The sequence below is a fragment of the Streptomyces sp. T028 genome (assembly GCF_048159505.1).
In the GTDB taxonomy this organism is placed as follows: domain Bacteria; phylum Actinomycetota; class Actinomycetes; order Streptomycetales; family Streptomycetaceae; genus Streptomyces.
The window spans coordinates 1-25909 of sequence record NZ_JBLRVZ010000035.1; the positions used below are offsets into that span (position 1 = coordinate 1).

23 protein-coding genes and 2 pseudogenes are annotated in these 25909 nt (G+C 70.3%); 18 read left to right on the forward strand and 7 right to left on the reverse strand.

Going from position 1 to position 25909, the window contains the following annotated elements; all coding sequences use genetic code 11:
- Positions 1 to 119: pseudogene (locus ACLZN2_RS31880) on the reverse strand (ATP-binding protein); the annotation flags it as partial.
- Positions 120 to 300: 181 nt separating this feature from the next.
- Between ACLZN2_RS31880 and ACLZN2_RS31885 the strand changes: the two are divergent.
- Together ACLZN2_RS31885 and ACLZN2_RS31890 are read left to right on the forward strand one after the other, a co-directional pair.
- Positions 301 to 1152: a helix-turn-helix domain-containing protein gene (locus ACLZN2_RS31885; RefSeq protein WP_416982871.1), complete on the forward strand. Its 852-nt coding sequence runs from the start codon at positions 301 to 303 to the stop codon at positions 1150 to 1152.
- 11 nt (positions 1153 to 1163) lie between these two features.
- Positions 1164 to 1358 (forward strand): DUF397 domain-containing protein, encoded by a 195-nt coding sequence (locus tag ACLZN2_RS31890; protein ID WP_416982872.1) that lies wholly within the window; start codon positions 1164 to 1166, stop codon positions 1356 to 1358.
- A gap of 25 nt (positions 1359 to 1383) precedes the next feature.
- Here ACLZN2_RS31890 and ACLZN2_RS31895 read toward each other — a convergent pair whose 3' ends face one another.
- From ACLZN2_RS31895 to ACLZN2_RS31915, 5 genes are all read right to left on the reverse strand, one after another.
- A complete protein-coding gene (locus tag ACLZN2_RS31895; RefSeq protein ID WP_416982873.1) occupies positions 1384 to 1818 on the reverse strand; it encodes a hypothetical protein in 435 nt (144 codons plus the stop codon).
- A gap of 53 nt (positions 1819 to 1871) precedes the next feature.
- Positions 1872 to 2507, reverse strand: a complete 636-nt coding sequence (locus tag ACLZN2_RS31900; protein ID WP_416982874.1) for a hypothetical protein — start codon at positions 2505 to 2507, stop codon at positions 1872 to 1874.
- 218 nt (positions 2508 to 2725) lie between these two features.
- On the reverse strand, positions 2726 to 3106 hold the full coding sequence (locus ACLZN2_RS31905) for a hypothetical protein (RefSeq protein WP_416982875.1): 381 nt from the start codon (positions 3104 to 3106) through the stop codon (positions 2726 to 2728).
- Positions 3107 to 3484: 378 nt separating this feature from the next.
- Positions 3485 to 3829 carry a DddA-like double-stranded DNA deaminase toxin gene (locus tag ACLZN2_RS31910; RefSeq protein WP_416982876.1) on the reverse strand — a complete coding sequence of 115 codons (345 nt, stop codon included), beginning with the start codon at positions 3827 to 3829 and terminating at the stop codon, positions 3485 to 3487.
- A 68-nt stretch (positions 3830 to 3897) separates the two neighbouring features.
- The gene (locus ACLZN2_RS31915) at positions 3898 to 5223 is read right to left on the reverse strand and encodes an MFS transporter (RefSeq protein ID WP_416982877.1); all 1326 of its coding nucleotides are present in this window, start codon (positions 5221 to 5223) and stop codon (positions 3898 to 3900) included.
- Positions 5224 to 5307: 84 nt separating this feature from the next.
- Between ACLZN2_RS31915 and ACLZN2_RS31920 the strand changes: the two genes are divergently transcribed.
- The 12 genes from ACLZN2_RS31920 (at position 5308) to ACLZN2_RS31975 (ending at position 21619) form a co-directional block, all read left to right on the forward strand.
- Positions 5308 to 6333 carry a LysR family transcriptional regulator gene (locus ACLZN2_RS31920; protein WP_416982878.1) on the forward strand — a complete coding sequence of 342 codons (1026 nt, stop codon included), beginning with the start codon at positions 5308 to 5310 and terminating at the stop codon, positions 6331 to 6333.
- Positions 6334 to 6673: 340 nt separating this feature from the next.
- Positions 6674 to 7270 (forward strand): hypothetical protein, encoded by a 597-nt coding sequence (locus ACLZN2_RS31925; protein WP_416982879.1) that lies wholly within the window; start codon positions 6674 to 6676, stop codon positions 7268 to 7270.
- Between the two features lie 359 nt (positions 7271 to 7629).
- Positions 7630 to 9774 (forward strand): bifunctional polysaccharide deacetylase/glycosyltransferase family 2 protein, encoded by a 2145-nt coding sequence (locus ACLZN2_RS31930; protein ID WP_416982954.1) that lies wholly within the window; start codon positions 7630 to 7632, stop codon positions 9772 to 9774.
- The gene (locus ACLZN2_RS31935) at positions 9771 to 10967 is read left to right on the forward strand and encodes an acyltransferase family protein (protein WP_416982880.1); all 1197 of its coding nucleotides are present in this window, start codon (positions 9771 to 9773) and stop codon (positions 10965 to 10967) included. Before ACLZN2_RS31930 ends, ACLZN2_RS31935 begins: the two co-directional genes overlap by 4 nt.
- A gap of 119 nt (positions 10968 to 11086) precedes the next feature.
- Positions 11087 to 12493, forward strand: a complete 1407-nt coding sequence (locus ACLZN2_RS31940; RefSeq protein ID WP_416982881.1) for a nitrate/nitrite transporter — start codon at positions 11087 to 11089, stop codon at positions 12491 to 12493.
- 100 nt (positions 12494 to 12593) lie between these two features.
- Positions 12594 to 13769 carry a uroporphyrinogen-III synthase gene (locus ACLZN2_RS31945; protein WP_416982882.1) on the forward strand — a complete coding sequence of 392 codons (1176 nt, stop codon included), beginning with the start codon at positions 12594 to 12596 and terminating at the stop codon, positions 13767 to 13769.
- Between the two features lie 247 nt (positions 13770 to 14016).
- Complete coding sequence (locus tag ACLZN2_RS31950; RefSeq protein ID WP_416982883.1) at positions 14017 to 14637, forward strand: CGNR zinc finger domain-containing protein; 621 nt, start codon at positions 14017 to 14019, stop codon at positions 14635 to 14637.
- 337 nt (positions 14638 to 14974) lie between these two features.
- The gene (locus ACLZN2_RS31955) at positions 14975 to 15496 is read left to right on the forward strand and encodes a sigma-70 family RNA polymerase sigma factor (RefSeq protein ID WP_010039908.1); all 522 of its coding nucleotides are present in this window, start codon (positions 14975 to 14977) and stop codon (positions 15494 to 15496) included.
- Between the two features lie 50 nt (positions 15497 to 15546).
- On the forward strand, positions 15547 to 16329 hold the full coding sequence (locus ACLZN2_RS31960) for an anti-sigma factor family protein (protein WP_416982884.1): 783 nt from the start codon (positions 15547 to 15549) through the stop codon (positions 16327 to 16329).
- A 126-nt stretch (positions 16330 to 16455) separates the two neighbouring features.
- Entirely contained in the window at positions 16456 to 19293 is a 2838-nt protein-coding gene (locus tag ACLZN2_RS31965; RefSeq protein ID WP_416982885.1) for a UvrD-helicase domain-containing protein, read from the forward strand.
- 339 nt (positions 19294 to 19632) lie between these two features.
- Entirely contained in the window at positions 19633 to 21051 is a 1419-nt protein-coding gene (locus ACLZN2_RS31970) for an NAD-dependent malic enzyme (protein WP_416982886.1), read from the forward strand.
- A gap of 286 nt (positions 21052 to 21337) precedes the next feature.
- Positions 21338 to 21619 carry an HU family DNA-binding protein gene (locus tag ACLZN2_RS31975; RefSeq protein ID WP_004000874.1) on the forward strand — a complete coding sequence of 94 codons (282 nt, stop codon included), beginning with the start codon at positions 21338 to 21340 and terminating at the stop codon, positions 21617 to 21619.
- A 181-nt stretch (positions 21620 to 21800) separates the two neighbouring features.
- Here ACLZN2_RS31975 and murA read toward each other — a convergent pair whose 3' ends face one another.
- Positions 21801 to 23147 carry a UDP-N-acetylglucosamine 1-carboxyvinyltransferase gene (gene murA, locus ACLZN2_RS31980; protein ID WP_416982887.1) on the reverse strand — a complete coding sequence of 449 codons (1347 nt, stop codon included), beginning with the start codon at positions 23145 to 23147 and terminating at the stop codon, positions 21801 to 21803.
- 291 nt (positions 23148 to 23438) lie between these two features.
- Here murA and ACLZN2_RS31985 point away from each other — a divergent pair, with 291 nt between their 5' ends.
- The 4 genes and pseudogenes from ACLZN2_RS31985 to ACLZN2_RS32000 all read left to right on the forward strand — a co-directional run bounded on the left by ACLZN2_RS31985 (position 23439) and on the right by ACLZN2_RS32000 (position 25908).
- Positions 23439 to 24011, forward strand: coding sequence for a YqgE/AlgH family protein (locus tag ACLZN2_RS31985; protein WP_133914983.1), 573 nt, complete (start codon positions 23439 to 23441; stop codon positions 24009 to 24011).
- A gap of 28 nt (positions 24012 to 24039) precedes the next feature.
- A complete protein-coding gene (locus tag ACLZN2_RS31990) occupies positions 24040 to 24327 on the forward strand; it encodes a DUF3039 domain-containing protein (RefSeq protein WP_133914984.1) in 288 nt (95 codons plus the stop codon).
- A gap of 161 nt (positions 24328 to 24488) precedes the next feature.
- Positions 24489 to 25087 (forward strand): annotated as a pseudogene (locus ACLZN2_RS31995) (carbohydrate ABC transporter permease); the annotation flags it as partial.
- Positions 25081 to 25908, forward strand: coding sequence for a carbohydrate ABC transporter permease (locus ACLZN2_RS32000; RefSeq protein WP_416982888.1), 828 nt, complete (start codon positions 25081 to 25083; stop codon positions 25906 to 25908). The pseudogene ACLZN2_RS31995 and the gene ACLZN2_RS32000, both read left to right, overlap by 7 nt.
- Position 25909 lies beyond the last annotated feature (1 nt).

Sequence of the window (25909 nt, forward strand, 5' to 3'; positions counted from 1 at the left end):
AGGCCGTGGAGGGTGAGGATCACCCGAAGGGTGCGACGCGAGACCGTGACCGCTCTGGGATCGGTGGGGATGTACAGGGAGTACTCCCAGGAGTCGGGAGCGGGGGCGGTTTCGGGCATGGGGCAGCTCCGTTCGGCTGAAGGGGTGAGGGGGCGGTGGCAGTGCCGCAGCCGTCATGGCAGGACGGGGCGGTGCGCTTCCGTTGCGTGATGCTCGCATCACCGACAGTAGGGCCATATTTTGGGACCACGCAAGTCGCTCCCGTAGTCTGCTACCCGAACGAGTTCAAGGAGGGAAGTCGTGGCCCGCAGAAAGCAGGTGACTGCACGTCAGCAACGCTTGGGCGCTGAGCTGCGAAAACTGCGTGAAGCCGCTGGGCTCAAAGGGCGCGAGGCCGCCGCGCTGCTTGGCACGGACTCGGCACAGATGAGCCAGATCGAGTTCGGCACGGCAGGCGTCAGCGAGACGCGCGTACGACAGCTCGCGGCCCATTACTCGTGCACGGACACCGAGTTGGTCGAGGCTCTGGTGGCCATGGCGACCGATCGCACCCGGGGCTGGTGGGAGGAGTACCAGGGCCTGTTGCCTGCGTCGTTCCTGGACCTTGCAGAGTTGGAACACCACGGCACATACCGGCTCGATGTCGAGTTCCTGCATGTCCCTGGGCTTTTCCAGACGGAGGACTACGCCCGGGCCGTCTTCTCGTACCGTGTGCCCAAACTGCCGCATGCCGACCTGGAGTTGCGGGTCCGGCACCGGATGGCACGCAAGGCGATCATCACGGGCTCGGCGCCCGCCCCCTACACAGCTGTGATCCACGAGGCCGCCCTGCGCATCCGGGTCGGCGACCGGGCCGCCATGCGGGCTCAGCTCGGCCGCATCCTCGAGTTCTCCGCGGAGGAGCACATCACCGTGCGCGTCGTCCCCTTCGACCTGGACGAATTCGGTGGCGCCACGAACGCGATGATGTACGTGGGTGGAGTGGTACCGAAGCTGGACACGGCTCTACGTGACGGACCTCAGGGAGCGGGGTTCATTGACTCCGAGGCACAACTCGGCGCCTTTCGAACGCTCTTCCATATGGTGGAGTCCGCATCACTCGACCCCGACCAATCGCGTGACTTCATCCACAGGTTGGCGAAGGAACTGTGAGAGGCGCCGCCATGACGACCCCCGGCAACTGGCAGAAGTCCTCCTTCTCCGGCAGCGGTGACGGCAACAATTGCCTCGAACTCGCCGGCACCCCCACCACCCTCCACCTCCGCGAAAGCGACACCCCCGCAACGATCCTCACCACCACCCCCGCCGCCCTCCACCACCTCCTGGCCGGTATACGCGCGAGCATCAACCGCCCCTGAAAGGCACCCATGGCCGACCACTTCTCTACGCCAGCCAGCAGTACAGACGGTGGCCCCGACGGCCGATGTCGTGAGCCAGCCGGGCCAGGTCCCTCAGGAGTTGCGCGACGATCTCGTTGTCCAATACCTCTCCGTCTGCGGCCCGCGTCTGGACCCACAGCCGGCAGACGTCGATGAGCCGGGATGGGCCGGCCACGGCAAGGGCGTTCTGAAGGGGGCGAGAAACGACCAGGACCACCGGCCCTCCCCCGCCAGGATCGGCGACGGCTTCGTGTTCGCCCGCGGCGACGAGCTCGTCGTGGCTTCGACCGGTGAAGATGGTCTCCCACTCGATCAGCGCCTCCTCGACGTCGAAGTTGCCGGACGACAGTGACGCGAAGACCCCGCAGGGGCCGCCGTTCACGACGGCAGCCGCGGCTTCATGACTTGGTGCCACGAAGAACTCGATGATGACGCTCATCGAGGCAGCCGCGGTCGCCTTCTCGGACTCCTTCAGACAGGCGATCGGCCGGTTCAGGAAGCGGCAGGCGCGGGCGGCACCCGGTCCTCGATGATGCGGATCTGCTGCTCCACGGCTTCCCGGCAGCGTTCGCTGTTCTCCTCGTCCCAGAGTGTCACCCGACCGGTGAGGTGCGACATCAGGACGGCCTCGTAACAGGAGGAAAGGATCTCGAGCGTGTCGTCGGCGGTCACAGCTTCGGGAAGAGCTTCGAACAACCGCACCAGCCCGGTGAGGAACGGACCGACCGCCGGCCTGACGGGCACCTGGGGGAGTGCGTCGTACTGCGCGCGAAACCCCTCCGCGAAGTCGCCGTCGCGCCACCAGTCCGCCGAAGAGCTCCGGCGGACGTCGATGGCGGACTGGATCAACGTGGCGTGTTCCTCCGGAAAGAACTCGCTGAACGGCGGATCGAACAACGGGAGGGTCGCCTCGACCACGTCCAGTGCGAGATCGCATAGTACGGCACCCTGTGCCGCCTCCAGACGATCGGCATACGGTTCGACCTTCTGATCCCACAGCTTCATGGCACTTCCCTCTCGGCCGACGCGATACCACGACTCCCTTTCCGTCTCCCACAGTTGGATGCCCGGGCAGTCGTTCGCCCTGGCCTCACAGTTGGAACAGGGCGTAGAACTCGCCGTGATCAAGGAACCCCTCGGCCACGCCCACGTCGGCGTCACTGTCCGTGCTGCAGTCCCGCCTTGACGTCCTTGATCGCCTTGACGGAGCCGTCAGCCATCAGAACCCTGGTGTCCGGCGTGAATCTGTTACAGCTGCCACCGCCGTCCGAGTGCAACCCGAGCCAGACGGAAGCGCGATGGGCCTCGCCCGGCATGTGCCGCGCGAGGCCCATCATTCACCTGGGCTAACGAACTTGCCATTCGCTTTGCGGGACGGGACCTTCCGAAACGTCTCCGCAGCGATCGGCCCATTCACTCGAAACGAAAACCGGGCGGCTCAGCACCACATCATCCACGCGCTGGGCCCGCACAATAACACCCACCGCAGCGGAGGAGAAATCGCCGTGCTGATTATAGGTCACCATCCGGTCGCGTGCTTCCAGATAGTCAATGAACTGGTCTTCCAGTTCGGACGGCACACGCCCAGCCAACCGAATCCCGTCCAGAATTACCTGCGGCCCATTGCGTGCATCGATCGCGACACAGGCCAACACATCGGATAGGTCGTAATACGTCGATACCACCGAGGACGGAACCATAGGTGCCGCATCCGGGACGTCAAACACGAGCCCACCGCTCGATCCAGTGGTACCGCCTGTCCCGAAAGCCCTCACTGCGACCCCTCGCAGAGCCTCTTCCACCTCGTCACGGGTCATCCCGAAGCGAAGAGGACCTATTGCCCCGAACGGACTCACAGACCATTGAGCCCGGTCAGCCTCGCTGAGCGCTCCACATCGAACCGCCACGGTGATCATTTTCCCTTCTCCGATGTGGGCGCCATCCTATCGCGCGGACAGTTCGGACCGAGCGGTCATTTATGGGCTTCTTCTGGGGGCCCTGCCGTGAATCAGCCCGGTATTCTGCAAGACTCCTTGCAGGTCTCGGTACCAGACGTTCACCGACCGTCCACTTTCGAGAATATGCGGAAGGACATTCACGCAGCCCTACCCTCCCGCACCACCGCACACGTAGGAGTTGTTGATGACGATATTCGCGAAGCTGACGTCATTGTCATTCATCCAGAGGGCGACCTTCGGCTCGGCGTGTGCCGCGGCGTCCCACTGGGCCCTACGGCCGGTGGCCCGCTGAAGCATGCCGTTGGCGCGACGCTGAGCCGCGTCATTGCCGCTCCTGAACTCCGGACCGATCACAGAGCCGTTGGCATCGGTCGGCACGGCGCTGGTGACGTGGTCGCTGAGGCCGTCCATGGCCTTCGAGATGTTGTCCTCGAGACAGTTGTGTACGAGGACGGGCGTAGCCCCCGCGAGCACGTAGTACGTGTGCAGCATGCTGACGCTGCGACACGAGTGGAGCGCGGCTCCCGTTCCTCGTGAACGGGAGCCGCGCTCCCGCGGTTTCAGTGCCGGGACCGCGACCGCGCGGCGGTGAGGGAGACGAGCAGGGCCAGGGCCGCCGCGCCGAGCGGGATCGTGAAGCCCGTCGCGGGGGAGGCGTGTTCGGCTGCCCAGCCGCCCGTCGCGCTGCCGCATGCGATCCCGCCCAGGAGGCCGGTCACAGCGAGGGTCATGCCCTCGTTGAGGCGGGCCACGGGGGTGCGTTCCTGGATCAGGGCCATGGTGGTGACCATCGTGGGGGCGGTCGCCGTTCCCGAGAGGAGCAGCGCCGCGGCCAGCAGCGGGAGCGAGCCGGGCCCGGTCGCCGCGAGCAGTGGGAAAGTGAGGAGCGCGGCCATCGCGGCCACGCACCAGGGGTGCCGCCGGGAGGCGGGACCGGACGGGCGTATCGCCCCGTACACCAGACCGGCCGCGCAGGAGCCGGCTGCCTGGAGAGCGAGGACGATCCCCGCCGCCGTACGGTGTCCGCGCTCGTCGGCGAACGCGATCGTCACCACCTCCGTCGCCCCGAACACCGATCCGAGGGCGAGGCAGACGGCGAGCAGTGGCAGGAGGCCTGGCGTGCGCAGGGGCGATCCGGCCTTCGGGCGAGGGTGCGGGGGCGGTTCCGTCGCGCGCTGGGCGGCGAACGTCAGGATGCCCGTCACCAGCAGCACCACGCCGACCAGGGTGCCCGCCTCCGGGAAGAAGGTGCCGCACAGGAAGGTCGCGGCCACCGGGCCCAGCAGGAAGCACAGCTCGTCGACGGCCTGTTCGAAGGAGTTCGCGGTGTGCAGGGCGGCCGGGTCGCCGTCGAGGAGGTGGTTCCAGCGGGCGCGGGACATCCCGCCGGTGTTGGGGGTCGTCGCGGTGGCGGCGTACGCGGCGAACAGGGTCCAGTCCGGGGCGTCGTAGCGGACGCAGAGCAGCAGCGCGAGGCTCCCGAGTGCCGCGAACAGCGTCGCCGGGACCGCGACCCGGGCCTGTCCGTGCCGGTCGACCAGCCGGGCGATCCAGGGTGCGAGGAGCGCGGTGGCCGCGAGGCCGGTCGCGGTGACGGCCCCGGCGAGGGCGTACGAGCCGTGCGCCCCGGCGATCATCACGACCGCGCTCACACTGAACATGCCCATGGGCAGCCGGGCGAGGAGGTTCCCGGCGGTGAAGGCGCGGGCGCCGGGGAGGGAGAGGAGACGGCGGTAGGGGTGGTCGTGCTTGTGGTCGCGGGGCTCGGCGCGGCGAGGGGCGAGGTCGGCGATCACGACGCGGGGCTCGGCGCGGCGAGGGGCGAGGTCGGCGATCACGACGGTGTCGGCGGTGACCGTGAAGAGGCGTTGCGGGCTGTCCGGCATGGAGGAAACCGTCTCCCGTCGGCGATCAGGGGGTCCAACACCTTCTCGGTGCCGATTCACGCACTCCCGTTGTAGGTTCGCCGGATGCCCGCACCTGGCCAGACCCACATCGAGCCCCGTCTCCTGCGCGCCTTCCTCGCCGTCGCGGAGGAGTTGCACTTCACCCGCGCCGCCGCCCGGCTGTACGTCGCCCAGCAGGCGCTCAGCCGGGACGTACGGCGGCTGGAGCGCGAGCTCGGGGCCGAGCTGTTCGTCCGGACCACCCGGCAGGTGACGTTGACGGCGGACGGGGAGCGGCTGGTGCCGTTCGCGCGCCGGGTGCTGCAGGCGCAGGACGACCTGGTCGCCGCGTTCGGGCGGGCCCGTCCGCTGCTGGTCGACCTGAACTCGCCGAACCTGGACACCGGGCGGCGCGTGCTGCACAGGGCCCGTGAACTCGCCCCCGAGCTGGAGCTGATGGCCCGTTACGAGAGCGGGCTCACGGGCGCGGCGGCCGAGATCGTCGCGGGGCGGCTCGACGCGTCGTTCGGGCGGTACGCCGGGCTGGACCCGGTGCTGCGGGGCCAGTTGGAGCAGCGGCTCGTGCGGTACGAGCCGATGGCGGTCGTGCTGCCGGAGGGGCACCGGCTGGCGGGGCTGGCCGAGGTGCCGCTGGACGCGCTCGCCGGGGAGACGGTGTACGCCGGGGCCGGCAATCCCCGTACGCCCGAGTGGACCGATCTCGCGGAGCGGCTGTTCGAGGGGCGCGGGATTCGTCTCGCGCCGCCCGCGCCGCTCGCCGTGGGGGAGGAGGAGTTCCGGCGGATCACCACAAAGGTGGGTAATCCCGTCCTTGCTGTGGTGGGTTTTCAGGCCATGACGGGCACCGTCTCGCGGCCCTTGATCGACCCGGTCCCTTTGTCGCCCGTGTCACTGGTGTGGCGAAAGGGGCTGGTCCATCCCGGGCTCGACGCGCTTCGACGGTCCGCGACCGAGATCGCCGGGGTGGAAGGGTGGCTTCAGCGGCCCTCCGGTGGATGGATTCCAGCCATCGACATGAACATGGCGTCTGTGCACAAATCGCACATCGCGAACACGGGTCCCGCACCTGCGCTAGATTCTTCGACCTGAGCGCAGTGGGGTAAAAGGGGCGCGAATTCCGGGTGGGGGCCCGGTCTCGTCGACGTGCGCTCGGGATCGTCGGCGCACCCTGAACAGGTCCATTGGGGGAAGTGCGCACGTGAAGAAATGGCGAGAAGGCGCCCAACCGGAGTCTTCGGAGTGGCCGGAAGCAGCCCCTCCGGCTCGGGATGTGCCGACTGCCGCCGGTAATCGGTCGTTATCGGGTGTTCTGGAGGAAAGCGGGCGGGAGTCGTCCTCGAACGCCCTTTCCGAAAACGAACGGTCGAGCGATCCCCCCGGTGACTCCGGTGACTCCGGTGACTCCGGTGAGGGCAACGACCCCGACGAGGTGACCGTCCAGCTCGACACCCCGCACGCGGCCAAGGGGGCCCGGTCATCGGCCTCCGACGCCCCCGTGTTCGTCGACGAGTCGGGCCGCCGCAGCCGTACCTTCCGCCGGATCGGCATCCTCGTGGCCCTCGCCTGCGGGGCCTACGCCGTCGTCATCGTCGCCACCCTGCTGTCCGGCAACGCCGGCGCGCCCTGGCTGCCCGTGCCGGGCCCGGACGACGATCCGCCGGCGAGCCGGGTCGAGTCCACCCGCGCGCCGAGCGCCTCCGCCGACGCGACCTCCGGCGTCCCGGGCTTCGCGGCGCCCCGCGGCCCCGGCGTCTCCGCCTCGGCCGGCGCACCGTCCCGAACGGGCGCGAGCGGCGGCCCCAGCGCCTCGGGCAGCGCCGCCGCACCGACCGGCTCGGCGGCGGCCCGCCCCTCGGCGAGCGGCAGCCCCCGCACCAGTACGTCACCCAGCGGCTCCCCCTCCGACCCGGGCCCCAGCAGCCCGGTCGTGGGCGGTGGCTCCTCCGGCCCCCAGCCCTCGGAGTCCTCCCCGGCCGCAAGCCCCTCACCCGAGTCCTCCCCGTCCCCGGCGGCCCCGGGGGCGTGAGCGAGGGCCCCTGGACACGGCAGATTCCAGGTGCCTGCCGCCGTCACCGCGGGACCGGGAGTGTGACCGGCCGCGGGCCGACCCGTTGGTTTCCCGCGCTCGGCGTTCCTCTGTCCGCCTCCCGTCGCCCCTCCGCCTCTTGTCCTCCCTTCGCCTCCGTCCTCCCTCCGCCTCCCTCCCGTCGTCCCTTTCCCGTCCCCGGAGAACGACCTCTCATGTCCTTACGCACCCACCATCGTTTCCCCCGACGCGTCGTCGGGCTGTCCCGTGGCCGGGTGGCCCGCGGAGCGCCCGACGGACCACCCGGCCACGGGACAGCCCCTTCCGCCCCCGCCCCCGCCGCCGCGCGTCGGCGGCTGATGCCTCCGCTGCGGATGCGCCGACTGCTCCCGCTCGCCATCCTGCTGGCGATGATGGCGATGCTGATGCTGCGCGGCTATGTGCACAGCGAGATCCTCGCCGACCACCGGATCCGCCCCGAGGCCCCCGCCGACCAGGTGCCGCAGAAGATCCTCGACGGCGGGCCGGTCGTGGACACCCGGGGCGACCGGGGCGGCCCGGCCGACCGGGTGAAGAGCCTGGACGTGCCGGACCACCGGATCGTCCTCACCTTCGACGACGGCCCCGACCCGAAGTGGACCCCCGAGGTCCTCGACGTCCTGAAGAAGCACCGGGCGCACGCCGTCTTCTTCATCACCGGCACCATGGCCTCCCGCTACCCGGACCTCGTGAAGCGGATGGTGGACGAGGGCCACGAGATCGGCCTGCACACCTTCAACCACCCCGACCTCTCCTACCAGTCGAAGAAACGCATCGACTGGGAACTCACCCAGAACCAGCTCGCCCTGGAGGGCGCGGCCGGTATCCGCACCTCGCTGTTCCGGCCGCCGTACTCCTCCTCCGCTGACGCCCTCGACAACGCGTCCTGGCCGGTCACCCGGTACGTCGGCTCGCGCGGCTACCTCACCGTCCTCACGACCGCCGACAGCGAGGACTGGCGCAGGCCGGGCGTGGGCCGGATCATCCGCAACGCCACCCCGAAGGCCGGCGAGGGCGCGATCGTCCTGATGCACGACTCCGGCGGCGACCGCGGCCAGACCGTCCGGGCCCTCGACACCTACCTCCCCGACCTGCAGAAGAAGGGGTACCGCTTCCAGAACCTCACCGAGGCCCTCCAGGCGCCCAGCGCGCACACCCCCGTCACCGGCCTGGACCTGTGGAAGGGCAGGGCCTGGGTGTTCCTGGTGACGGCGGCCGACGACCTCACCGGCGTCCTCGTCGTCGGCCTCGCCGTCATCGGCTTCCTCGTCCTCGCCCGCTTCGGCCTGATGCTGCTGCTGTCCGCGATCCACACCCGCCGTACCCGCCGTCAGGGGTTTCGCTGGGGTCCGGACGCGCCGGTCACCGAACCGGTGTCGGTGCTGGTGCCCGCGTACAACGAGGCCAAGTGCATCGAGAACACGGTCCGTTCGCTGATGAGGAGCGAGCACCCGATCGAGGTCGTCGTCGTCGACGACGGCTCGAGCGACGGCACCGCCCGCATCGTCGAGAACCTCGCCCTGCCCGGCGTACGCGTCGTACGGCAGCTCAACGCGGGCAAGCCCGCCGCCCTCAACCGGGGTATCGCCAACGCCAGGCACGACCTGATCGTGATGATGGACGGCGACACCGTCTTCGAGCCGGCCACCGTCCGCGAACTCGTCCAGCCCTTCGCCGACCCGACCGTCGGCGCCGTCGCCGGCAACGCCAAGGTCGGCAACAAGGACACCCTCATCGGCGCCTGGCAGCACATCGAGTACGTGATGGGCTTCAACCTCGACCGCCGGATGTACGACGTCCTGCGCTGCATGCCCACCATCCCGGGCGCCGTCGGGGCGTTCCGCCGCAGCGCCCTCAACCGGGTCGGCGGCATGAGCGACGACACCCTCGCCGAGGACACCGACATCACCATGGCCATCCACCGCGACGGCTGGAAGGTCGTCTACGCCGAGAAGGCCCGCGCCTGGACCGAGGCCCCCGAGTCCGTGCAGCAGCTGTGGTCCCAGCGCTACCGCTGGTGCTACGGCACCATGCAGGCCATCTGGAAACACCGCCGGGCCGTCGTCGAGCGGGGGCCCTCCGGGCGGTTCGGCCGCGTCGGACTTCCGCTCGTCTCCCTCTTCATGGTGCTCGCCCCGCTCCTCGCCCCCCTCATCGACCTGTTCCTCGTCTACGGGCTGCTGTTCGGGCCGACGGCCGGGACCATCGCGGCCTGGTTCGGGGTCCTCGCCGTGCAGGCGGGCTGTGCGGCGTACGCCTTCGTCCTCGACCGCGAGAAACTCACCCCGCTCATCTCCCTCCCGCTCCAGCAGATCCTCTACCGCCAGCTGATGTACGTCGTCCTGCTGCAGTCCTGGATCACCGCCCTCACCGGCGGCCGGCTGCGCTGGCAGAAGCTGCGCCGCAAGGGACAGGTGGCGGCGCCTCCCGGCGAGACCGCGGTGGGGGAGAGGAGCGCGGCATGACCACCACCCAGGCGGCCGACGTCACCGCCCCGGCGCCCGCGCCCAGCGGCGGCCGCGACCGCTACTTCGACCTGCTGCGTGCGATCGCCCTCTTCCGGGTCGTCCTCTACCACCTGATGGGCTGGGCCTGGCTGCCCGTCGTCTTCCCCTCCATGGGCGTGATGTTCGCCCTCGCCGGCGACCTCATGGCCCGCTCCCTCGCCAAACGGCCCGCCCTGGAGGTCGTCCGGGGCCGGATGCGCCGGCTGCTGCCCCCGCTGTGGCTGCTCGGCGCGGTCGGCGTGAGCGGCATGCTGCTGGCCGGCTGGGGCCCGGACGACGAGGGGCACCCCGGCTGGTGGTGGACCCACCTCACGTTCTGGATCCTCCCGCTCAGCGACCCGCCGTACGGCGAGAACCTCCCCGGCGTCCACGGGCTGATCACCGACGGCTGGGCCGTCGACCTGGCCGTGCCCCTCTGGTACATCCGCGCCTACCTCTGGTTCGTCCTCCTCTCCCCGCTGCTGCTGCGCGTCCTGCGGGCCGCGCCCTGGCCGACGGTCCTCTCGCCGCTCGTACTGTCCGCCGCCCTGGAGTTCGGCGCGCTGTCGGTGCCCAGCTGGCGGCTGGACTCCAACCTCAGCGACTTCGGTGCCTTCGGTGCGTGCTGGCTGCTGGGCATGGCCCACCAGGAGGGCGTCCTGCGCCGCCTGCCCCGCTATGTCGTGCCGTCACTGGCGCCCGCGGTGGCCGGATTCGGCCTCTGGTACGCCCTCGGCCACGGCTTCGAGACGGGCCACGACCTGGACGACATGCCGTTCGCCCAGTCCCTGTGGTCCTTCGCGGCGGTCCTCCTGCTGCTGCACCTGAGCCCCTCCTGGACCGAGTGGCCGCGCCCGCTGCGCCACTGGGACCGGCTGGTCACCCTCCTCAACTCCCGCGCCGTGACGATCTATCTCTGGCACAACGTGTGCATCGACGTGGTCGAGGGCCTGTGGGACCGGCTGTGGGGCCTCGGACCGCTGGAGAAGCACGCGTCCTGGCTGCTGGAGAGCCCCTGGCCGCAGCTCCCCGCCGTCTGGCTGCTGACCGCGCTGTGCGTGGTCTGCTTCGGCTGGGCCGAGGACCTGGCGGCCGGCCGCAGGCCCCGGCTGTGGCCCGACGGTTCCCGAAGCCCTGCCCAGAACCTCTCACCCGCCCGTCGGCGGAGGTGAGAGCAACGTTCCCTTCCGGTCACCGACAGCCACAGGACCGGAAACGCGCCCTTCCTACCTTCGGGACTCATCACCGCTCATCCCCCGCACCACCCGAGCCCGGAGCCCGTGGAGGCGTCATGACAGCCGCTGGTACAGCCCCCGCACCCCCGTCCCCCCCGTCGTCCCCCACGAAGAAGGGGAGCCGCTGGATCGAGGAGTGGGACCCCGAGAACGAGACGTTCTGGAACGAGAAGGGCGAGAAGATCGCCCGCCGGAACCTCCTGTTCTCCGTCCTCTCCGAGCACATCGGCTTCTCGATCTGGACGATGTGGTCGGTACTCGTGCTGTTCATGGGCCCCGAGTACGGCCTCACCCCGGCCGACAAGTTCTTCCTGGTGTCGATGGCGACGCTGGTCGGCTCCGTCGTACGCGTGCCGTACACCTTCGCGGTCGCTCTCTTCGGCGGCCGGAACTGGACGATCGTCTCGGCCAGCCTGTTGCTCGTCCCGACCGTCGCCGCGTTCCTCGTGATGGAGCCGGGCACCTCGTACACCACCTTCCTGGTGTGCGCCATGCTGGCCGGCGTCGGCGGCGGCAACTTCGCCTCCTCCATGACCAACATCAACGCCTTCTTCCCGCTCAGGAAGAAGGGCTGGGCCCTCGGCCTCAACGCGGGCGGCGGCAACATCGGCGTGCCCGTCGCGCAGCTGGTCGGCCTCGCGGTCATCGGGGCGAGCGGCGGTCCGCGCGTGCTGCTCGGGATCTACATCCCGTTCATCGTCGTCGCCGCCGTCCTCGGCGCGCTGTACATGGACAACCTCGCGACCATGAAGAACGACACGGGTGCCGCCAAGGACGCCGTCCGGGAGGGCCACACCTGGATCATGTCCTTCCTCTACATCGGCACCTTCGGCTCCTTCATCGGCTACAGCTTCGCCTTCGGCCTCGTCCTGCAGACCCAGTTCGGCCGTACGCCGCTGCAGGCCGCGTACGTCACCTTCATCGGCCCGCTGCTCGGCTCGCTGATCCGTCCCGTGGGCGGCTGGCTCGCCGACCGCTACGGCGGCGCGAAGATCACGCTGTGGAACTACGTCGCCATGTCCGCGGCCACCGCCGTCATCATCGCCGCCAGCATGAACGAGTCGCTGCCGCTGTTCACCGTCGCCTTCATCGCCCTGTTCGTCCTCACCGGGCTCGGCAACGGCTCGACGTACAAGATGATCCCCGGCATCTTCCAGGCCAAGGCCCTCGCCAAGGGCCTCACCGGTGAGGAGGCCGCCGCGTACGGCCGTCGTCTCTCGGGTGCCTCCATGGGACTCATCGGTGCCGTGGGCGCGCTCGGCGGACTCGGCATCAACCTCGCCTTCCGCCAGTCCTTCCTCACCGCGGGCTCCGGAACCGGCGCGTTCGTCGCCTTCCTCGCCTTCTACGCGGTCTGCTTCGTGGTCACCTGGGCCGTATACCTTCGTCGCCCGGCGGGGAGGATCACCGCCGCGAGCTCCGCCTCCGAGGCGAAGCCGCAGCTCAGTTACGCCGAGGTGTGACGTAACACTGGCGACATGAGGCCGAACCGAGCCTGTCACGCACCGTTGACAGGCTCGTCGGCATGTAGGTGCAGGGCGACTCGAGTGCGGGACGAGAGTGATGTACGTGGAACAGCAGCGACCGGACGCCCCGACCCCGGGATCCGTGGAACACGGCCCCCTCGCGGGTTTCACCGTGGGCGTGACGGCCGCGCGCCGGGCCGAGGAACTCGGCGCGCTGCTCCAGCGGCGCGGCGCGTCGGTGCTGCACGCGCCCGCCCTGCGGATCGTGCCGCTCGCCGACGACGGTGAACTGCTCGCCGCCACCAAGGACCTCATCGACCAGGCCCCGGACGTGGTCGTCGCGACGACCGCGATCGGCTTCCGGGGCTGGGTCGAGGCCGCCGAGGGGTGGGGGCTCGGCGAGCCGCTGCTCACCCGGCTCGGCCAGGTCGAACTGCTCGCCCGCGGCCCCAAGGTGAAGGGCGCGATCCGCGCCGCCGGGCTCACCGAGGAGTGGTCGCCGTCGTCGGAGTCCATGGCCGAGGTGCTCGACCGGCTCCTGGAGGAGGGCGTCGACGGCCGCCGGATCGCCGTCCAGCTGCACGGCGAGCCGCTGCCCGGGTTCGTGGAGGCGCTGCGGGCCGGGGGAGCGGAGGTCGTGGGCGTCCCGGTGTACCGGTGGATGCCGCCCGAGGACATCGCCCCCCTCGACCGGCTCCTCGACGCGGCCGTCTCGCGCGGCCTCGACGCGATCACCTTCACCAGCGCGCCGGCTGCCGCGTCCCTGTTCTCCCGCGCCGAGGAGCGGGGCCTGATGCCCGAGCTGCTCGCCGCGCTCCACCACGACGTGCTGCCGGCCTGCGTCGGACCGGTCACCGCGCTGCCGCTGCAGGCACGCGGCCTGGACACCGTCCAGCCGGAACGCTTCCGGCTCGGCCCGTTGGTGCAGTTGCTCTGCAAGGAGCTGCCGGGGCGGGCACGGGCGCTGCCGATCGCCGGGCACCGGGTGGAGATCCGCGGACACGCGGTGCTGGTGGACGACTGTCTCAAGCCGGTGCCCCCGGCCGGGATGTCGCTGCTGCGGGCGCTGTCGCGGCGGCCCGGCTGGGTCGTCCCCCGTGCCGATCTCCTGCGCGCGCTGCCCGGCGCCGGCCGCGACGAGCACGCCGTCGAGACGGCGATGGCCCGCCTGCGCACCGCCCTGGGCACCCCCAAGCTGATCCAGACGGTGGTCAAACGCGGCTACCGCCTGGCCCTGGACCCCGCCGCAGACGCGAAGTACGCGGACGCGTAGCCGCGGGCCGTCGTGCGGCTGCGGCCCGGTGGGGGCTGATCGCGCAGTTCCCCGCGCCCCTGGGGGGTTGCAGCTGCGTTGCCCGAAAACGTGCCGCCGCTGCCGCCCCTGGGGTGCCGCCACTGCGGGCAGCGCCACAGCCAAGCACCGAGCCGGCTGAGGCACAGGGGGTTTCGGCCGCGCCGCAAGACCGGGCACTGTGAGAGGAGCGGTTTCCTCAGCAACGCTCCGACGCAGGCGGTGGCGCATGACACTGGGCACGGCCACGGACCCCTACGAGCTGCGGTTCGACGCCGGACGCAGTTGTCTCGACCTCCTCGCGACCAGCCATCCCCGCGAACACCTCGACGACGTAGGCCCGTTGTGCGCCTGGATCCGCGGCGCCGGACTCGTCCCGCCGGGCACCCCGCTCAGCCACGCCGACGCCACCTGGCCGCCGGCGTTCCGTGAACTGCGCTCCGGCGTCGACCGGTTGGTGCGGTACTGGCTGGCCCGCGCCCACCCCGGTCCGTACGACGTCGACCTCGGCCGCCTCAACGAAGCCGCCCGTCCCGCACCGCCCGTCCCCCGCGCCGTACGCGACGAGGACGGCACCCTCGTACGGGAGTTGGACGGGCCGCCGGAGTGCGCCGCGCTGCTCGCCGCCGTCGCACGGGACGCCGTCGAACTGCTCACGGATCCCGTGGCGCGGGCCGGTCTGCGCGAGTGCGAGGGCGACAACTGTCCGATCGTCTACGTCGACACCTCCCGTGGCAGGCGCAGGCGTTGGTGTTCGAGCGAGGTCTGCGGCAACCGGGAACGGGTCGCACGGCATCGACGGCGCGCCGCCTTGGCCCGCGCCCAACTGCCCGGTATACGCCTTCTCTGACGAGCTGACAGCCTTTGCGCAGCGTCCCGCGCCAGCCTGACCGCAGAATTGTCGAAGTGATTTCGACAACATCATGTTTGCCCACGCCTGGGTAAGGGCAGCTCGCGCAATCGCGCTCATGTGGCGAAAATGTGAAGAAGAAGCGGTGGGAATGTGCCGCCATGTCCCCCTCGTCATGACAGCCCGAAGAAAACTGTCGCCGGGGTTTGAACACTCCACACGTGTCATCCGTACCTGTCACCGAGCGACCGACTGGGGGAACCCCCGGACACCGGAGGTGGGCGTGCGCAAGGATGCGGCCGTGGCCAATGAACATGGATCGAGGGCCCGACATCGCATGTCCCAGCCCTCGGAACCCGACGAGGAGCTGATGCGTGCTCTGTATCGGGAGCACGCCGGACCCCTGCTTGCGTATGTCCTGCGCCTGGTTGCCGGAGACCGCCAGCGTGCCGAGGACGTGGTGCAGGAAACACTCATCCGTGCCTGGAAGAACGCCGGCCAGCTCAATCGAGCGACCGGATCGGTACGCCCCTGGCTGGTGACGGTCGCTCGCCGCATCGTCATCGACGGCCACCGAAGCCGGCAGGCCCGGCCGCAGGAGGTCGACCCGTCGCCGCTGGAGGTCATCCCCGCGGAGGACGAGATCGACAAGGCGCTGTGGCTGATGACTCTGTCGGACGCGCTCGACGACCTGACCCCGGCCCACCGGGAGGTGCTCGTCGAGACGTACTTCAAGGGGCGTACCGTCAATGAGGCGGCCGAGACGCTGGGCATTCCCAGTGGCACCGTCCGCTCTCGGGTGTTCTACGCCCTGCGGTCGATGAAGCTGGCTCTGGAGGAGCGGGGGGTGACGGCGTGATGAGCATTTACGGGGGATTCGGATCAGGTGGTGCGGGTATGTCTGGCCCCATGCAGGGATCAGTGGGATCTCCGAGCCCGAGCGAACACGAGACCGTGGGCGCCTACGCACTCGGCATCCTCGACGACGCCGAGGCGACCGCCTTCGAAGCGCATCTCGCCGGGTGCGAGTGGTGCGCGCAGCAGCTCGACGAGCTCGCCGGGATGGAACCGATGCTGGCCGCGCTCGCGGACCTGCCCGGCTCCGGCACACCGGCGATCGGTGACTCTCTGTCCGCCCGGCCCAGCCCACGCCTCGTGGAGAAGCTGGTCGACGAGGTGTCCGAACGGCGCGCCCAGAAGCGCCGCCGCTCCTTCTACCTCGTGGCGGCCGCGGCGGCGCTGATCATCGGCGGCCCGGTCGGCGTCATGGCCACGACCGGCGGTGACGACGGCGGCGGCGGCAAGGCGACGGTGGCGACCAGTACCACCAACCCCGCCAAGTCGACCTTCGAGACGCTCTCCGACAAGGTCTCCGCGACCGACTCCTCCACCAAGGTGACGGCCACCGTCGCCATGGGCGAGAAGGCCTGGGGCACCGAGGTCGGCGTCGAGCTGACGAACGTCTCGGGCCCGGAGAAGTGCTCGCTCATCGCCGTGGGCAAGGACGGCAAGCGCGAGACCGTCTCCTCCTGGTCCGTCCCGGAATGGGGCTACGGCCTCCCGAACGCCACCACCGAGCAGGCCAAGAACCCGCTCTACGTCGTGGGCGGCGCGGCCTTCAAGCCCAACGAGATCGACCACTTCGAGGTCATGACCTTCGACGGCAAGAAGCTCGTCCAGGTCGACGCCTAGCGGCATTCGGCAGTACTCAGCGGTATTCGGCAGTATTCGGCGGGCCCGCCTTCGGGCGGGCTCTCGCCTCCACCGGTCCCCTTCGCGTACGGTTGACGGCTGCCCAGCACGTCAGAAGGGGGCCCGGTGGCCGCACAGGCTCAGCAGGAAACCGCGGTCAGCGCCGCACCGGACACGGTCCGGGACCGCGAGATCGGCGTCGAACAGGAACACCTCGACCGGGTGTACCGGCGCCTCGAGGAGAAGATCCACGAGGCGGAGTTCCTCATGAACGACGCGGCCAAGCGCGGCCAGGTCGGAACCCCAGGCGCCCTCGCCGAGCGCGACGCCCAGGTCTTCCGGGCCGGTATCCATCTCAACCGGCTCAACAACGAGTTCGAGGACTTCCTCTTCGGCCGGATCGACCTCCTCCTCGGCAAGGACGGCAAGAAGGGCCCCGACGGCGCCTACACCGCCGTGGAACCCGCCGAAGGCGCCGTCCGCGACGACAACACCGCGGACATCGCCGAGACCCTCCACATCGGCCGCATCGGAGTCCTGGACTCCGAGTACGCGCCTCTCGTCATCGACTGGCGCGCACCCGCCGCCGCCCCCTTCTACCGCTCCACCCCCGTGGACCCCGGCCGGGTCGTCCGCCGCCGGGTCATCCGCTCCAAGGGGCGGCGCGTTCTCGGCGTCGAGGACGACCTGATGCGCCCCGAGCTGACGGCCTTCCTCGACGGCGGCGAACTGCCCGTCATCGGCGACGGCGCCCTGATGGCGGCGCTCGGCCAGGCCCGCAGCCACACCATGCGGGACATCGTCGCCTCCATCCAGGCCGAGCAGGACCTGGTCATCCGCGCCCCCGCCGCCTCCGTGACCTACGTCGAGGGCGGCCCCGGCACCGGCAAGACCGCCGTCGCCCTGCACCGCGCCGCCTACCTCCTCTACCAGGACCGCCGCAGATACTCCGGCGGCATCCTCATCGTCTCGCCCACACCGCTGCTGGTGGCCTACACCGAGGGCGTCCTGCCCTCCCTCGGCGAGGAGGGCCAGGTCGCCATCCGCGCCATCGGCTCCCTCGTCGACGGCGCCGAGGCCACCCTGTACGACGCCCCGTCCGTGGCCCGCGCCAAGGGCTCGTCCCGCATGCTGCGCGTGCTGCGGAAGGCGGCCCGGGGGGCACTGGAACTGGGCCCGGACGGCACGGGCCCGGACGGGGCCCGGGAGCACGGCGGTTCGGGTGCGGGCGGTGGCCGGGAGTACGGCGGTTCGGGTGCGGGCGGTGGCCGGGAGCACGGCGGTTCGGGTTCGGGCGGTGGCCGGGAGTACCGCGGTCGGGACGCGGGCGGGGCCTGGGAGAACGGCGGTCCGGGCACGGGCGGTGGTCGGCAGAGCGACGGTGGGGGCGAGGGCGGGGGCCGGGAGCGCAGCGGGCCAGGCACGGGCGCTGCCCGGCGTGCCGGCGGCATGCGCCGCGGCGCGCCGGAGGGGCAGCTCGCCTTCGGCGACAGCTCCTCGGAGACGCCGGGTGCGCCGGGTGTCGCGGGTGTGCCGGGTGCACCGGGTACGCCGGGCATCTCGGGTACGGCGGGTGCCGCGGGTACACCGGATGCCGCGGGTACGCCAGATGCCGCGGGCATGCCGGGCGTGCCAGGTGCGCCGGGTACGCCGGGTATCTCGCGTACGCCGGGTGCACCCGACGCCGTGGGTGCGACCCCCACCCGCCTCCGGGTCGTCGTCTTCGGGCGGCGGCTGGAGTTGGAGGGCGCCGAGCTGGAGCGGATCCGGCAGAGCGCGCTCGGCGGCACCGCGCCCGTCAACCTTCTGCGCCCCCGTGCCCGCAAGCTGCTGCTGGACGCCCTGTGGGAGCGTTCCGGTGCCGCCGGCCGGCACACCGACCCCGAGCTGGCCGCCGAACTGCGCTCCTCCTTCGACGAGGACGTGACCACCGAGGACTCGTTCCTCGCGTTCCTCGACGCCTGGTGGCCCGAGCTGACCCCCGCCGCCGTCCTCGCGGCGATGGCCGACGAACGCCGGCTCGGCCGCTGGGCCCGCCGGATCCTCAACCCCGGCGAGGTCCGCAGGGTCGCCCGCTCGCTGAAGCGGGACGGCCACTCGGTGCACGACATCGCCATGCTCGACGAGCTCCAGGCGATCCTCGGCACCCCGGTCCGCCCCCGCAAGAAGCGCGAGCTCGACCCGCTGGACCAGCTCACCGGCCTGGAGGAGCTGATGCCGGTGCGCGAGGAGTCGCAGCGCGAGCGCGCCGAGCGGCTCGCCGCCGAACGCGTCGAGTACGCGCACGTCATCGTCGACGAGGCCCAGGACCTCACCCCGATGCAGTGGCGCATGGTCGGCCGCCGCGGCCGGCACGCCACCTGGACGGTCGTCGGCGACCCCGCCCAGTCCTCCTGGTCCGACCCCGACGAGGCCGCCGAGGCCCGCGACGAGGCCCTCGGCACCCGGCCCCGCCGCCGCTTCCAGCTCACCGTCAACTACCGCAACCCGGCCGAGATCGCCGAACTCGCGGCGAAGGTGCTGGCCCTCGCCATGCCCGGCGCCGAGTCCCCCTCGGCGGTCCGCTCCACCGGGGTCGTCCCCCGTTTCGTGGGAACGAACAAACGACGCAGCACCGCCGTACAGGACACCCTCGCCGCCACCGTCCGCGCCGAGGCCGAGCGGCTCCTGGCACAGGTCGACGGCACCGTCGGCGTCGTCGTCGCGATGCAGCGCCGCGAGGAGGCCCGCCGCTGGCTCGCCGGGCTCGGCGACCGGGTCGTCGCCCTCGGCAGCCTGGAGGCCAAGGGCCTGGAGTACGACGCGACGATCGTCGTGTCCCCCGCCGAGATCGCCGACGAGTCCCCGGCCGGCCTGCGCGTGCTGTACGTCGCCCTCACCCGGGCCACCCAGCAGCTCACGGTGGTGTCGGGGGACCGGGACGAACCGGACGCGCGGGGGGTGCCCGACCTGCTCAGGGACTGACCCTCCCCGGGCCCGGACGAGCGTTTCCTGTGAACCGCCCCGTACGGGAATGGTGTTCGGGGATCCGTTTGTTAGCCTGGGTGTGACACCGGCTCGATCCAAGCCCCCGGGCCCAACCTTCGTCGCTACGAGCGACCACTTGCCGCGAGGCGAGCATGGCGGGTCGGTGTCATGAACGGACGAAGAGGCCCACATCCGATGTGATGTGGGTCTCTTCGCATGGAGCCCCCACGCGAACAAAACGACCGCAACCTGAGGCGACTTTCCCGTACTCATCAGTAGGTGCGACGATCGGACCGCAATCCCGCGACCCACCCAGCAGTGCAGAGGAAGTCGGCCATGGCAACGGCGCCCAGCGTCTCCTACTCGATGACGGTCAGGCTGGAGGTGCCCGCGAGCGGAACCGCGGTCTCCCAGCTCACCACGGCCGTCGAGTCCCACGGAGGCTCGGTCACCGGCCTCGACGTCACCGCCTCCGGGCACGAGAAGCTCCGTATCGACGTCACCATCGCGGCCACCTCGACCGCGCACGCCGACGAAATCGTCGAGCAGCTCCGCCACATCGACGGCGTCACGCTCGGCAAGGTCTCCGACCGTACGTTCCTGATGCACCTCGGCGGCAAGATCGAGATGGCGTCCAAGCACCCCATCCGCAACCGTGACGACCTCTCCATGGTCTACACGCCCGGTGTGGCCCGCGTGTGCATGGCGATCGCCGAGAACCCCGAGGACGCCCGCCGCCTCACCATCAAGCGCAACTCCGTTGCGGTCGTGACGGACGGCTCCGCCGTGCTGGGCCTCGGCAACATCGGCCCCAAGGCCGCGCTTCCCGTCATGGAGGGCAAGGCCGCCCTGTTCAAGCGGTTCGCCGGCATCGACGCCTGGCCGCTCTGCCTGGACACCCAGGACACCGACGCGATCGTCGAGATCGTCAAGGCCATCGCCCCCGGGTTCGCCGGCATCAACCTCGAGGACATCTCCGCCCCGCGCTGCTTCGAGATCGAGGCCCGCCTGCGCGAGGCCCTCGACATCCCCGTCTTCCACGACGACCAGCACGGCACCGCGATCGTCGTCCTCGCCGCGCTGACGAACGCCCTGCGTGTGGCGGCCAAGAGCATCGAGTCCATCCGCGTCGTGATGTCCGGAGCCGGCGCCGCCGGCACCGCCATCCTCAAGCTGCTGATCGCGGCCGGCGTGAAGAACGCGGTCGTCGCCGACATCCACGGCGTGGTGCACGCCGGCCGCGCGGACCTCGTCGACGCCGCCCCCGGCTCGGCGCTGCGCTGGATCGCCGACAACACCAACCCCGAGGGCCTCACCGGCACCCTCAAGGAGGCCGTGCGCGGCGCCGACGTGTTCATCGGCGTCTCCGCCCCGAACGTCCTCGACGGCGACGACGTGGCCGCCATGGCCGAGGGCGCGATCGTGTTCGCGCTCGCGAACCCGGACCCCGAGGTCGACCCGGCGGTCGCCCGCCAGACGGCCGCCGTCGTGGCCACCGGCCGCTCCGACTTCCCGAACCAGATCAACAACGTGCTGGTCTTCCCGGGTGTCTTCCGCGGCCTGCTGGACGCCCAGTCCCGCACCGTCAACACCGAGATGATGCTCGCGGCCGCGAAGGCCCTCGCGGACGTCGTCAGCGACGACGAGCTGAACGCGAACTACATCATCCCGAGCGTCTTCAACGACAAGGTCGCGGGAGCGGTCGCGGGCGCCGTCAGGGACGCCGCGAAGGCGGCCGGCGCGTCGGCCTCGTAGCCCTGCCCGTCTGGCGGGGACTGTGAGGATCACCACGGTCCCCGCGCCCGGCGCGTCGCGAAACGCCTTCCGATGGGGTGTGTCTATCGTGGCCAGAGCCACAGGCGCGCTTCGGGTGACTCCCAAGGGTGTTCTCCCGACTCCTGCGGGTGCCGGATTGGCTTTCCCGCCGCAGGTAGGGGCAGGATGCGTCCCTGGGCGCGAGCACATCGCACTTCGCTGTGCCCACTATGCGGCTCCGCCGCGTGGCACGCCGCAACGGCAAGAAGAACACGGGAGTAACAACATGAACCGCAGTGAGCTGGTGGCCGCGCTGGCCGACCGCGCCGAGGTGACCCGCAAGGACGCCGACGCCGTGCTGGCCGCGTTCGCCGAGGTCGTCGGCGACATCGTCTCCAAGGGCGACGAGAAGGTCACCATCCCCGGCTTCCTGACCTTCGAGCGCACCCACCGTGCCGCTCGCACCGCGCGCAACCCGCAGACCGGCGACCCGATCCAGATCCCGGCCGGCTACAGCGTGAAGGTCTCCGCGGGCTCGAAGCTCAAGGAAGCGGCCAAGGGCAAGTAAGCGCTCCGCTTTGAGCGCAGGGAACTGAGCGCCGTGGGTGTCTGAGCGTCATTGGTGTCCGCGGGACCGTTGTGGCTGGTCGCGCAGTTCCCCGCGCCCCGTTGGGGCGCGCCGCAGCTAACGTCGATGGGGCGGTCACCCGAACTCGGGTGACCGCCCCATCGACGTGTACAGGCTCGTGTCAGCCGAGAGCCTTGCCCGGCAGCTCGACCTTCGCGCCGAGCTCCACGAGCTTCTCCATGAAGTTCTCGTAGCCGCGGTTGATCAGGTCGATGCCGTGGACTCGGGAGGTGCCCTGGGCCGCGAGGGCGGCGATCAGGTAGGAGAAGCCGCCGCGCAGGTCGGGGATGACCAGGTCGGCGCCCTGCAGCTTGGTGGGGCCGGAGACGACCGCGGAGTGCAGGAAGTTGCGCTGGCCGAAGCGGCAGTCGGAGCCGCCCAGGCACTCGCGGTAGAGCTGGATGTGGGCGCCCATCTGGTTCAGCGCCGAGGTGAAGCCCAGCCGGGACTCGTAGACCGTCTCGTGGACGATCGACAGCCCCGTGGCCTGGGTCAGGGCGACCACCAGGGGCTGCTGCCAGTCGGTCTGGAAGCCGGGGTGCACGTCCGTCTCCAGCGCGATGGACTTCAGCTGCCCGCCGGGGTGCCAGAAGCGGATGCCCTCGTCGTCGATCCGGAAGGCGCCGCCCACCTTCCGGTAGGTGTTCAGGAACGTCATCATCGAGCGCTGCTGGGCGCCGCGGACGTAGATGTCGCCCTCGGTCGCCAGCGCCGCGGACGCCCACGAGGCGGCCTCCAGCCGGTCCGCCAGGGCCCGGTGGTCGTAGCCGCCGAGCTTGTCCACACCGGTGATGCGGATCGTGCGGTCGGTGTCGATCGCGATGATCGCGCCCATCTTCTGCAGAACGCAGATCAGGTCCTCGATCTCCGGCTCCACCGCCGCGTTGGACAGCTCGGTGACGCCCTCCGCGAGGACGGCCGTCAGCAGCACCTGCTCGGTCGCGCCCACCGACGGGTACGGCAGCCGGATCTTCGTGCCGCGCAGCCGCTGCGGCGCCTCCAGGTACTGGCCGTCCGCCCGCTTCTCGATCTTCGCGCCGAACTGCCGCAGCACGTCGAAGTGGAAGTCGATCGGCCGGCCGCCGATGTCACAGCCGCCCAGACCGGGGATGAACGCGTGCCCGAGACGGTGCAGCAGCGGACCGCAGAACAGGATCGGGATACGGCTCGACCCCGCGTGGGCATCGATGTCGGCGACGTTCGCGCTCTCCACGTACGTCGGGTCGAGCACCAGCTCGCCCGGCTCCTCACCCGGACGGACCGTCACCCCGTGCAGTTGCAGCAGACCGCGTACGACCCGCACGTCACGGATGTCCGGAACGTTGCGCAGTCGACTCGGCTCACTGCCCAGCAGGGCGGCGACCATGGCCTTCGGTACGAGGTTCTTCGCACCGCGGACACGGATCTCGCCCTCGAGCGGGGTTCCGCCGTGGACAAGCAGTACGTCGTCAGAGCCGTTGACGGTCATGTATCTCGCGTTCCATGGGTGGTGGACTGGGGCAGGGGGCCGATGGATCGGGGCAAGGGCCAGAGGAGACAGGGTAATCGCCACGGGGGCCCCTCAAGTAAGCCCGAGGACGGCCCAGGAAGGTCATAGCTGTGTCACAACACGGGCCGTTCCACAGCGGACACATGGGGTCACGATGAAGGCCTGCGGTTGTTCGTGCACCCGCACCGCATCCGTGCGCCCGACCTGCCCCTCGCCCGTGTGCCCGCGTTGCCTCCCCACTTCTCGCGAAGATGCGGGATCATGTCTGGCATGACCGAGGTGTCCTCGCTCACAGGGCGGCTGCTCGTGGCCACGCCCGCCCTGGCGGACCCGAACTTCGACCGTGCGGTGGTGCTCCTTCTCGACCACGACGAGGAGGGCTCCCTCGGTGTCGTCCTCAACCGTCCGACGCCGGTCGGCGTGGGCGACATCCTGGAGGGCTGGGCCGACCTCACCGGGGAGCCGGGCGTGGTCTTCCAGGGCGGCCCGGTGTCCCTCGACTCCGCGCTGGGCGTCGCCGTGATCCCCGGCGACTCCTCGGGCGACCGCGGCCCGCTCGGCTGGCGCCGGGTGCACGGCGCGATCGGCCTCGTCGACCTGGAGGCCCCGCCGGAACTCCTCGCCTCGGCCCTCGGCTCCCTGCGGATCTTCGCCGGCTACGCCGGCTGGGGCCCCGGCCAGCTCGAGGACGAACTGGTCGAGGGCGCCTGGTACGTCGTCGAGTCCGAACCCGGCGACGTCTCCTCCCCGTCCCCGGAAAGACTCTGGCGCGAGGTCCTGCGCCGCCAGCGCAACGAACTCGCGATGGTGGCGACGTACCCGGACGACCCTTCGCTCAACTGATCGCCGCGACCTTCAGTACCCTGGGCGCATGAGCACTCTTGAGCCCGAGCGCGGTACTGGTACGGGGACCCTCGTAGAGCCGACGCCGCAGGTGTCGCACGGTGACGGCGACCACGAGCGCTTCGCGCACTACGTCCAGAAGGACAAGATCATGGCGAGCGCCCTCGACGGGACGCCCGTCGTGGCGCTGTGCGGCAAGGTGTGGGTGCCCGGCCGCGACCCGAAGAAGTACCCCGTGTGCCCGATGTGCAAGGAGATCTTCGAGTCGATGGGCGCGGGCGGCGGCGACGACAAGGGTGGCAAGGGCGGCAAGTAGCCCACAGGACTTCCAGGGCCCCCGAGGCGCGGTTTGGCGCGCCTTGGGGGCCTTTGGCGTGTTCTGGCGTTGCACGGAGTGCGTCCGCCGGTCACAGGGTGGTTTGAGACCTCTTGTGGTCGTGTTCATGAAGTTCCTAGCCTCCCGAGTGTTGTGCACGTGGTGGGGAGCCGACCGTTTTTCTGGGGTTCGGGAACTACGCCGATCTCTTCTCGGACCCGCGGTTCTGGTCGGTGCTGCTGGCCACCGTCGTCTTCGCCGCCGCCTGTGTCGTGGCCACCCTCTCCGTCGGCTGTGCGCTCGCCGTGCTGCTCACACGGGTGCGGGCCGTGCCGCGGCTGGCGTTGACGCTGGCCGCGCTGGGGGCGTGGGCGACGCCGGCGGTCACCGGGTCGACGGTGTGGCTGTTCCTGTTCGATCCCGACTTCAGGCCCGGGAACCGGGTGCTGGGGATCGGCGACCACTCGTGGACGTACGGCCGCTACAGCGCCTTCCCCCTCGTGCTGCTGGAAGTGGTGTGGTGCTCGTTCCCGTTCGTGACGGTCACCGTCTACGCCGGGATCCGCGCCGTACCCGCCGAGGTGCTGGGGGCGGCAGCGCTGGACAGAACCTCGTGCTCAACGTGTACGCGTATCAGGAGGCGTTCGCGTCCTCCCAGTACGGGCTCGGCTCGGCGATCGGCGTCGTGATGCTGCTGATCCTGCTGGCCATAACCCTCGTCCAGCTGAGGCTGCGGCGGCGGGGGGAGGAGGAGTGGTGAGGTTCTTCCGGCGGTGGCCGGCCGACGCGGTGGCGCTGCTCGTCGCCGCGGTGGTCGCCTTCCCGCTCTACTGGATGGTGCTCGGGGCGTTCAGACCGGCCGGTGAAGTCGAGTCGGCCGAGCCCCGTCCGTGGACGCTGTCCCCTTCCGTGGATTCCTTCCGGCGGGTGTTCGGGCAGCAGGAATTCGGCCGTTACTTCCTCAACAGCCTTGTCGTCGCGGGCACGGTGGTGATCGTCTCCGGACTGATCGCGTTTCTCGCCGCGACCGCCGTGACCCGATTCCGGTTCCGCTTCCGGACCACCTTGCTGATCATGTTCCTGGTGGCTCAGATGGTGCCCGTGGAGGCGCTGACGATCCCCTTGTTCTTCCTCATGCGGGACTTCGGACAGCTGAACACCCTGGGGGCCCTGATCCTGCCCCACATCGCCTTCTCGCTGCCCTTCGCGATCTGGATGCTGAGGGGGTTCGTGAAAGGGGTCCCCGAGGCCCTGGAGGAGGCCGCCTACCTCGACGGGGCGAGCCGTACGCGCTTTCTGTGGCAGATTCTTTTCCCGCTCGTCCTGCCGGGTCTCGTGGCCACCAGCGTGTTTTCCTTCATCTCGGCCTGGAACGACTTTCTCTTCGCCAAGTCGTTCATCATCAGTGACACCTCGCGGTCGACCCTGCCGATGGCCCTGCTGGTCTTCTTCAAGCCGGACGATCCGGACTGGGGCGCGGTCATGGCGGGCTCCACGGTGATGACGATTCCGGTGCTGGTGTTCTTCGTACTCGTACAACGACGACTTGTCTCCGGCCTCGGCGGAGCGGTGAAGGACTGAC